Source organism: Moorena sp. SIO4G3, assembly GCF_010692305.1.
Classification (GTDB): domain Bacteria; phylum Cyanobacteriota; class Cyanobacteriia; order Cyanobacteriales; family Coleofasciculaceae; genus Moorena; species Moorena producens_A.
In genome coordinates, this window is the sequence record NZ_JAAHIG010000339.1 from 1 (window position 1) to 9,476 (window position 9,476).

The 9,476-nt window shown below is 41.1% G+C and carries 7 protein-coding genes; all 7 read right to left on the reverse strand.

Annotation, left to right across the window (positions count from 1 at the left end; genetic code table 11):
* Positions 1 to 88: 88 nt before the first annotated feature.
* The gene (locus F6J99_RS35675; protein ID WP_293120288.1) at positions 89 to 898 is read right to left on the reverse strand and encodes a putative sulfate exporter family transporter; all 810 of its coding nucleotides are present in this window, start codon (positions 896 to 898) and stop codon (positions 89 to 91) included.
* A 379-nt stretch (positions 899 to 1,277) separates the two neighbouring features.
* Positions 1,278 to 1,466 (reverse strand): hypothetical protein, encoded by a 189-nt coding sequence (locus F6J99_RS35680; protein WP_293120290.1) that lies wholly within the window; start codon positions 1,464 to 1,466, stop codon positions 1,278 to 1,280.
* Positions 1,467 to 2,039: 573 nt separating this feature from the next.
* On the reverse strand, positions 2,040 to 2,603 hold the full coding sequence (locus F6J99_RS35685) for a hypothetical protein (protein ID WP_293120292.1): 564 nt from the start codon (positions 2,601 to 2,603) through the stop codon (positions 2,040 to 2,042).
* Positions 2,604 to 2,786: 183 nt separating this feature from the next.
* A complete protein-coding gene (locus tag F6J99_RS35690; RefSeq protein WP_293120294.1) occupies positions 2,787 to 5,279 on the reverse strand; it encodes a CHASE2 domain-containing protein in 2,493 nt (830 codons plus the stop codon).
* A 154-nt stretch (positions 5,280 to 5,433) separates the two neighbouring features.
* Positions 5,434 to 6,606: a DUF1822 family protein gene (locus F6J99_RS35695; protein WP_293120296.1), complete on the reverse strand. Its 1,173-nt coding sequence runs from the start codon at positions 6,604 to 6,606 to the stop codon at positions 5,434 to 5,436.
* 25 nt (positions 6,607 to 6,631) lie between these two features.
* Positions 6,632 to 8,119, reverse strand: coding sequence for a hypothetical protein (locus tag F6J99_RS35700; protein WP_293120298.1), 1,488 nt, complete (start codon positions 8,117 to 8,119; stop codon positions 6,632 to 6,634).
* A 253-nt stretch (positions 8,120 to 8,372) separates the two neighbouring features.
* A partial coding sequence (locus tag F6J99_RS35705; RefSeq protein WP_293120300.1) for a reverse transcriptase domain-containing protein occupies positions 8,373 to 9,476 on the reverse strand: 1,104 nt, incomplete at its 5' end.

Sequence of the window (9,476 nt, forward strand, 5' to 3'; positions counted from 1 at the left end):
TTTGGCAAAAGGCTTTCCCTATACAAACTGAGCGAGAACCTGGGACGTCAAGTTTTTTGCTCACACTAATCATATAAAGTGATTTTTGTCAAGTTTTTTGTAAAGAAATATGTTTATAAAGCATAGCTTCTAGGGCGGGGAGTGTCAAAAACAAGGGCATGATCACCATCATGGCAACAGTAAAAATGAGAGTCATTCCTACAGCTAAAGTCAACTCGTTTTTCTTAGCCTTACAAGCTGCTGCTGCTGCAATAGCTGCTGATACACCACACACTGATGTTGATGTGGCGACTACCATCACCAGTGATTTCTGCTGCATGTTCAGAAAGCGAGTACCAAACAGATACATAAATATGATCACAATAGGCGTAACCAGCCAAGCGATCGCTAAACCATAAGGTCCGAATTCCACAATTCGGTTAAAGAGAATTTCTGCACCGAGAATTACTAAGCCAGTCTTGATGTAATATTCAGTACGCACCGCTGGCATCATCCACCTTGGTGTACCAATAGTATTGCTGATGATTAGTCCAATCAACAATGCCCAGAAAGCATAGCCGAGGTTAATTGCTTTAGCGGTCTGTGAATTACCCAGTATATAGGATAAAACGGCTAAAAGAAAGATAACCAAAAAGCCTGGTATCATGTTTCTGCCTTCTTTTCCCTTCATTACCAGGTTGCCAAGGGTAAACAGAGCACATAAACCAATGGCGAGCAATGCCAGTTTAGGAAGCAATTCCCAGGGGAGTGCCGATAATAAATCTATCCCTTTCCATTTGGGCATCTTTGGCACAACGGTTATGATGCCACTAAACACTGTCCCCAATAAAAGCAGACCAATCCATACAGACCACCAGTCTTCTAATTTGTAAAGGTTAGACCATTTTGTTTGACTCATTAGTAGATTTAATTTTACCCTAGAACGCACCACCGAAATAATATCAATACATCATACCAATTCATAAAAGTAGCACGCTAAGATGCAGATGGGGAGATGACTATCTCCCCGCGCTGGGGTCTGTTTCTGTAACTATTTACTATTCCCTGGGCACAGCGCTATAGTTGATTCTCGGTGACGATTCCTCCTAGTGGTATTTTCAAAGGTTCTAGACTCGAAATCCCCTGAAAGCCAACCAGACCTAGGGAAATACGTGGGCACTACCAAAATGACCGAAACCTAAGTGCAGCAGCGAGTGCATCAAGACAAGTAAATATTCCTGATTGACCATTAGCTAGATCTGCATATGTTTTTGAGCCTATTTAACAGGTGGTTTGTCTTAAAATCCTAGTACAAACTGCTGGTCGAACTTGAACAAAAATTCAACTCTCAACCCATTAATTCTTTCCCAGGAAAGATTTAGAAACACAGGAGCAGCCTCTGCTTTATAAACGTAACATGCGATCGCAATACACAGAGCAAGACTGGTGACTGCAGTATTAACAATTTTGGCAAGTTTTTTTTTCATTTTTAGATTATCTCGACTACATTGGCTTACTACTGACTGTTCAAACAAAAATTCACTTTAATGGCTGATGAGATTGGTAGTTGATCAATTCCCTAGCAACGAGAGGTTATAACTAACAGCGCTAATATAATTCAGGAGCTCCCTCAAACCCCTCAATGAATCTTGATAACTATAGCTTCCTATGCCGTTACAGGTTTCTGTAAAAACAATCAAGTGACGTTCATTATAATGATCTTATCAGGTAATCCGGACAAGCTGCATCAAGTTATTATCAATATAATTAATGATTTTGTTAAGATAGCTTTAAGTAAATATGAAGCTAGTTTATAATTTAGGCAAAACTAGTAAAAAAAAACTATAGGTAGTACAACACTACAGGTAGATTTGCTGCCAAATTTATGTAGTTAAGACTAGTCTCGTTAGACTATGAAAACTAAAAATTATGAATTGTGAATAATGAGAATAGCTGATTTTGACATAACAAACTATCCTCGTCGGATTGAGGAGCTTCGAGTCAGGAGTCAGATTAATTTATTTATTTTACAGTATTTTGTAATATAAATTCGCCTTTGACTACTCACAAAACTCTTGATATAATTCCTCAATATTAGTTTTCCAACTATTTAAGTCCCCAAACACCGAAATCACTCGTACCACATCTAGGAAAAGATCGTGATCAGCAAAGTAACTAGCGTGCTGATATCGAAACTTCTCACCTGGCAATTCAGCTTGGATAATCCGATATGCTTTACCACCCATAACTTGAAAGGGAATCGTTTCGGTATCTGTAATTAGTTGTCCATTATTATCCGTTGTGTTGTACTCTACCCAGTAATAATATTCTTGACCTCGTTGAAGTGGCTGACCTTTACCATCAGCATTGTAAATAACACTAGTCTGATTATCGTTTACTTGATAAGACCATAAGGCTTTTCCATAGCGAGAGGAACGAACTTGAATGATATTAACACTTCCTTCCCAAGCAAATAGAGGTTGGTCACTCCAGGTGCGATAGGCAGCAATATTAGGGGAAATTGAACAAAACTCTCCATGGGTACCTGCTTCATCCTTCTTCCTACGAAAAATATCTCGGATCTTAGCCCATACAGATTGTGTTTCCTGTTTGGTTTGACTCACTCCTTTCGCTACTTGATTCCCTTGACTGGTAAACGAAGCTGCAATTGATACTGATGAGGTCGGAAAACTAATACTTATCGTTCCAGTAATTAGCAGTAGATAAAAGACTCTGATTAATCGATACATAGGAATTAAATGTAAAAGGCTGGCAGCGAATGAATAATTACCAATTAATAGAATTAACTAAATAATATAAAACCAGAGTATAATGGATGGTAAAGCTATAGGAATTAAAATAGAAGCTGAGATATAAGCCTGTAGTCCGATTATTCCATAGACCGCTGTAGCACCAACTAATATCAATATTGATTGCTGTCGTTTTTGAGGCTTTTGCTGCAGCAGTACCAGGGTTGTTCCTTTTCCTAACAATGCTGCTAATAGAATCATCCAGCTGTCGGGAATTAATTTTATTGTATGCTTCGATAAAAAATGGTGAACCATGTAAGCATGGGCTTCACCTCCGGTAAATACCTTGGGACAAGTATCTCGTGGCTTTCTGGTTCGATTCAGTGGATGACACCAATATTCAATAGCTAGAGGTAGGGAAAAATTATCCTCGGCTTCATCATATCCCCCAGAGGCAATGATAACCACTTGCTGCTCAATGTTAGGAAAGTCACTTTTGAGGAATTCCCAAGCAGGCTTGTACTCATAAGCCTGTTCTGGAGGAATAGAAAAGTCAATAATATAGCGCATCCCTAACGGTAAATTATTTGGTTTGAGAGATGCGTTCGCGTAGCGTGGCCTACGGCCAATCGCAAAAGGTAAATTATTTGGTTTGAGAGATGCGTTCGCGTAGCGTGGCCTACGGCCAATCGCATTATCCTGGCTACTGACTTGCTGAAGATACTGACTAACTTGTTGCTGAAAGTTGGTGGTACTTTCAACATTAGGATTTAATCCTATCCCGTGCTTTGGCTGTTGGTGCAACTGGTGTGATAGAGCCAGTAGATAGGCAAAAGGACATGACTTGTTGCAGGTGGCATCCTGGGGGAGTTCCATATCCCAACGGAAAAAAGTAATATCCCCTTGTAGACTCCATTTAGGGCTAGCAATTTTCGGAAACACCTTGCGATTTTTCTCCTGATTGACCCCAAAGACAAACCAGGTATCCTGTTGACTGACAGCGGATTGAATCGCACTAGCCAGTTTTTCCTCTCTTGGTTCTTGGGTATAGAGGAGATAATCAATTCCAATTACCTTAGCGCCTGAGTTCGAGAGTTGTCTGACTAATTTGCCAAGGTATTCCCGTTCCATCGGCTGGGTTTTAAAGCCTTTAATTTCCAGTTGCGCCTGATTGATTGAGTCTTGATCAATAGCAATTAACAGTACAGAGCGTGCCTTCCGGGACGATAACCCCTCCCGAGGAAACTGGTTTGTACTATCGCGATAGACAGCTTGAACAAAGGTTCGCCCATCTAGCAACATGTCTTGGACAGGAACCATAGCGCTAACTAAAAGCACACTAGCTAATGCGATCGCTTCTTTTGGTTTAGGTAGCCACTGCTGAAGTAGTTTCTGGTAACCCCAAGGCTCAATCCGAAATGGCTTAGCACCATAGGGACTAAAAAACGAAGGAATTAGGTAAGCTGATGGATAAACAAACTTCTCACCTACCTGTAAATTGCGACAAGCTGCCAGCATTGCTTCCTGGACATCCTGATACTGAGCTAAGCGGCTGCAAAATTCTTTGAGAAATACATGAGCAACATTATCATGAACTTCCTCCCGCATGATCACCACTTGCAATCCTAAATCAGCCAACCGATTCGCTATTTTTAGACCACTACAGGAGTTAAAGACGCACAACTGAAGTCCCTGATTTTTAGCAGTAGTTAGGTATTCCTTTATTTCACTGATAGATACCAACTGCTCTGGCGCGATCGCTAATTTTCCATCAGTAACTTTTGTTTCATCACTATGACCCATAAAAAATAAAGCATCCCACCCCCTTTCATCCGTTATTTCTGCCGCCAGTGCTGCTTTAAGATTCACCCCATCCTCTTGCTGTTGCCAGTCAAAGAACTCTACTTGAGCAATGCTTTTGAGCAACTTAATAGCCTGCTTATCTTTCTCCAAATTCAGATCTGTATTATCCCCCAAAATCGCTAAAATCCGAGGTTTACCATGGCGCAGTTTATTATCTCGCGCTATTGTTTCTGCCTGAGTAGTCATCGGAATCCTGGTAATCCGAATTCTCCCACTGGGGATATCCTCTGGCAGCAACTGCCATGCTTCCCAAGGAAGCCGTGCCAATTCCACAGAATCGCAGGCTATAAAAATAGCTACTTCTCGATAGGCTTCTGCTGTCTTCTTTGACTGTGATTCCTTTCTAGCAACAGTTAAAATTTGATGTTGAATTGTTTCTCGAATGGCCTGTAATTGACCTAACCACCGTTGAAATACATCCAGAAATATCTCTTTTGCTTCTTCTAATTCATGTCCCAAGTCATCGACTAATGGTGTGATGGCACCACTGGACAATTCTCTGGCTCGCAATTTCGGATAAAACTGGAGGTAAAGGTATCGCCACTCTTCATAACAGTCTATTACTTTAGCTGGATAGTCCAACTTAGCGGAGACTTCCAGTCCGTGATTACCCCGTAAATAAAACAGACAGGATGAATCAGCTTGCCAAACATTTAGTCTAAAACTACTTTGATGATTAGTTGTCAATCGCTTCGCTCCCATTCATAATTATCAATTTAAAATTTTTTTTTAGCACAAATGAATTCGGGGCCTTTAAACATCGCTTCGCTCCCATTCAAAAATGGTAATTTGTCACTTTTTTATTCCCCCTAATCCCTACTCCCTACTCCCTATTCAAATATCATAAACATTGATCAGGATCAAAACCGAAGGGAAGTAGGGTTAATGAGGCTCCATTACTTAGAGAAATAGTAGCTACAAATTTTTGGTTCCACCTACCTGCTACTGCAACATGGAGATAACGTTCATTTACCAATATCGCTTCAGAGACAACACCAGTGAATTCGCTGATTCGTAACTTCATACCAGGGGGAAGTGTATTACCAAGACAGTCTTCGATTAGCAATAGCAATGCCCATTCTCGAGTATCTTCTGGTGCTTTCTGGTAAATGAACCAGGTAACAGCACATAGTTTGAACAGAATGCCATTTAAATTAACAGTTTGGTAAGAGCCACGAGCATGAGACGGCACAATTAATCCTTTTTGTCGTCTCAACTCTTTAGCGATCGCTCGATATCTGTCTGGTTCATCCGATACTGGACTAATCCGACGCATCGATGGCTTAGAAAAGGTATAGTCAGGAAGCAGTTGCCAAGATAAACAGCTTGCTAACTCATCCATTTCCCCTCGCAGCCACTCTGCTGTATTAATGGCTGTTTCAGCAAAGAATGGTAGGATTTCCTGAACAGAACGCTTAGTATCAGCAACTGGAATTTTTATCTCTTGGGAATCTAACCAACGCAAGTAGTGCAGTAAATGATTTGGTTGCTGATCAAATAAAGACAGAGGTAAATTATAGTTACGGTTACCTTGTGGTAAGTTAGTTGATTCGCTATAGTTAATCAACTCGTCGTGACGTAAAACACCTCGAATAATACCCTGTTCTTGGGTTTCTTTAACCTCAATTAGGATATAGAAATGAGCCGCAAGTTCTGGTAATTCAACCGCAGCTATTGGTACAGTAACCAATTGCTCATTGGAGTTATCCGTGACAATTATACACAGATTAAACTCCCCAACTATCAAATTACATACCGTATCAATCAGATTAGCATAGTCTGGTTGATACACCGAACAGTTATCCTTAATAATTGGTAGCTGATCAACCCGTTCTTCTAACCATCTCTCAAAACCAAATAATGCTAAACTATTTAGATAACTTTGCTCCTGGTTTACTTCATTCTTTACTTGTTTACTAATCTTTATCGCTTGCTCAAAGTCTTCAGTTTCGAGCCAAAATGATTCTAGTATTGGAAGGGTTATATCCATTGACTCTATACTGGTATTATTCATTGTTTTATCCTGTTTTTTTTGTCTTTTATTCATCTAGATATTGGCACATTCGCTGAGCATATAAACTAGTCATTGAACGGCTTTTAGACGTACTCAGTTCTGCTACCGCTTCTTGAAAAACTTGTGTGTTTAAGAAAGCCTCGACTTCCTGCATCACATTACTCAAATAATCCAGCTTTGTGGCATTTTTTTCCAGAGCTAATCCCTTAGTAGTTGTTGAGATAAGCTGGAAAAAATTTTCTACACTCAGATACTGAACGCGATTGAGCAGTTTCCCTGGTGCCAAGACTCGGCTGGCTTGGGAATGATTGGTCATATTCAAAAGGGTTGCTATCTCTTTAAGAGACTTCCCCTGACAGTAAAAGAATCGGAAACCTGGGATAACCTTTGACGCAAAACAAGCGTAACGGCGGCTTTGCTCTAAAGAGGCAATGTGCTCAACCAACGCTTGCCCTATAGCGTGATCTAAAACCTCAATCAGTCCCTGTTCAAGAAAATCCTGCAATTCAGATTGTCCTAAATGATCTATGGTATTAATAGAGTTTAGATCAGGTAATTCTTTCGGGACATACTCCCCAGTTTCTGGATCCCGTGCTTCTAGAGGTTCCCAGATCGGACTTCCTCTGCGGCTCCAAATCTCCTCTTCTTGCAGACCCTTGGCTATCCTGGTTAGTTCTTTGTGAAGCTCTTTGGTGGAATTGATAATAACACCACGTTCTGGCAACAGGTGGAGCATGTCTTGGAGTTGGTCATCCCTAGGCTCAAGGCATTGGTTGACTCTATGGTTAACTTTATGGTTAACTCTATTGCGCCGCTGCTGTTGTCTGTCTTGAGAATAGACAGTATGGAAGATTTCTACTAGTTTGCGATCGCGTGGATAGAGCTGTTCAAGGTGTCTGAGTTTAACTCGTCCCAACAGTGACCAGTTACTGGACAATGGCAATCCCTTTTCAGCTAAGCAACGTTTAATGTCAGGATGTTGTTTGGTTTTACGATATGCCCAATTGTCCAAACTGAGGCGAGCTGATGAGTTCAGACGATAGCTTGCCAACACATCAATCGTAAAAAACTGACCAAGCCCAGGTTCAATCTCACCTTGCTGATTCAGAACCAGTTGAGTTTTGCCATCACTATCGATAATAATCGGAGTTTTGCCATCATCATTGAGTACATAGGATAGCAGCTCACGGTAAGTTAACCGATAGTCAAGGCAAAACTGACTCGCTATTGTTTTACAAGCCTTTAAGATCGAGAAAGAAACATAGCACCGAAGACAAAGTCCAGCTAACGTCTGGGATGTAGGCTCAACAGTAGATGGCTCAGCACGAAACCAGGATAGCAGTAAATCCTGGATATCTCGCTCCCACTGAGCTGATAATCTTTGCTTTGGATGTAATCCCAGGAGTGTTTGTTGAAAAAACTCCTGTGCTTTCTGTTGATGGCAGACTTTGTAGCCTTCTTCGTTATTGCCTGGGTCAAATACCCGAATTGTCGAGTATCTAGATGCATCCATAACTGATTGAGACAGCACTCTAGTAGTATATAGATGTCATGGTATTTAACCTGTGCAGTTTTGTGACATACTCCCGACACTGACCTATCGGTACAGTGCGGGCTTCTTACCAACTCCACCCAACGGTTCGGATACTCGGTAATTAAACTAAGCCAGGGAGTCACCCCCGCTGACTTGTCTTCAAAACCGTACGTGAAAGTTTCCCTTCATACGGCTCCTCGTGACGGAATCTCTTGTCATTGGTACCTCCACATTAGAATGGGTTATTGTCTAGTTCAGATGAGTCGTTACTTGACTCTTGATTCTTTAGACAAGACTTAGTTTCATGTTTTGCATCGTGGCAATGTAGGTGGAGTAGCTCAAGATTTTTGAGTTTGTCGTTCCCACCTTGTGAGCGTGGTATTATGTGGTGCGTTTCCATAAAATCCCCTACTCTGAATGTTAAACCGCAGTGTGCGCATTTTCCTTTTTGTCTTTTTAGAAGTTTTCCCTTCTGGCTGGACATTTCAGGATGTTTGGCTAAGCGGTTGTTCCAGTATATTAGGTCACCATCGAATGGGCTTCGGGTTTCTTTGACTTTTACATGTCGGACAATTTTTGTCTTTGCATGTTTCGGTAGGTAATTATCCTCCTTTGTCTGAAATACCCAATTGTCAGTCTTCGGTGCGTCCCAGGGGTTCTTCGGTTTTTCGACCTTAGTTCCCCAATACTTTTTAATCACCCAGGTCTTGGATTTGTTTGGATGTCTTCTGTATCCCCATCTTTGGAGTTTGTTCCAGAGCTTGTTGTCTAACCCTTTGAAGGTTTCCTTACTAACCACTGTGCGGTTGTAGTTACACCATCCTTTTAGAATGGGTTTGAGTCGCCTGATGAGGGCTTCTTGGGGAGCGGCTTTGTGTTTATCAATAACTTTTGATAGCTGCTCCCAATGCTCTTTCACTTTTCCTTTTGATGGTTTGATGAGGGTCTTAAAACCTTGTTTGGAGTGGTTCTTACCTACTGGGTACTGCCTGATGTTGAAACCTAGGAAGTCATATCCCTCTGAGGTATGAACCAGGTTTGTTTTGCTTGGTTTTAGTTCCAGGCCAATGTCTTTTAACCATGATTCAATGATTCTCTGACATTCTTCTACCACTTCTTTGGATTTGTGCATAATGATGAAGTCATCTGCATATCTTACGAAGTTTAATGCTTGTATGTTTCTCCGTTTTCTTCCGGGTAGACTTTCAGCATATTTATTAATTCGTTCTTCCATTCCGTGGAGGGCTATGTTCGCCAGAAGTGGTGATATTATTCCACCTTGGGGGGTACCCTCATTTGTAGGGGAGAATGTTCCATCATCCATTACTCCTGCTTT

Coding starts and splice junctions, on each gene's coding strand:
- F6J99_RS35675 (WP_293120288.1), bottom strand. CDS start 898: ATGAGTCAAACAAAATGGTCTAACCTTTACAAATTAGAAGACTGGTGG.
- F6J99_RS35680 (WP_293120290.1), bottom strand. CDS start 1,466: ATGAAAAAAAAACTTGCCAAAATTGTTAATACTGCAGTCACCAGTCTT.
- F6J99_RS35695 (WP_293120296.1), bottom strand. CDS start 6,606: ATGAATAATACCAGTATAGAGTCAATGGATATAACCCTTCCAATACTA.
- F6J99_RS35700 (WP_293120298.1), bottom strand. CDS start 8,119: ATGGATGCATCTAGATACTCGACAATTCGGGTATTTGACCCAGGCAAT.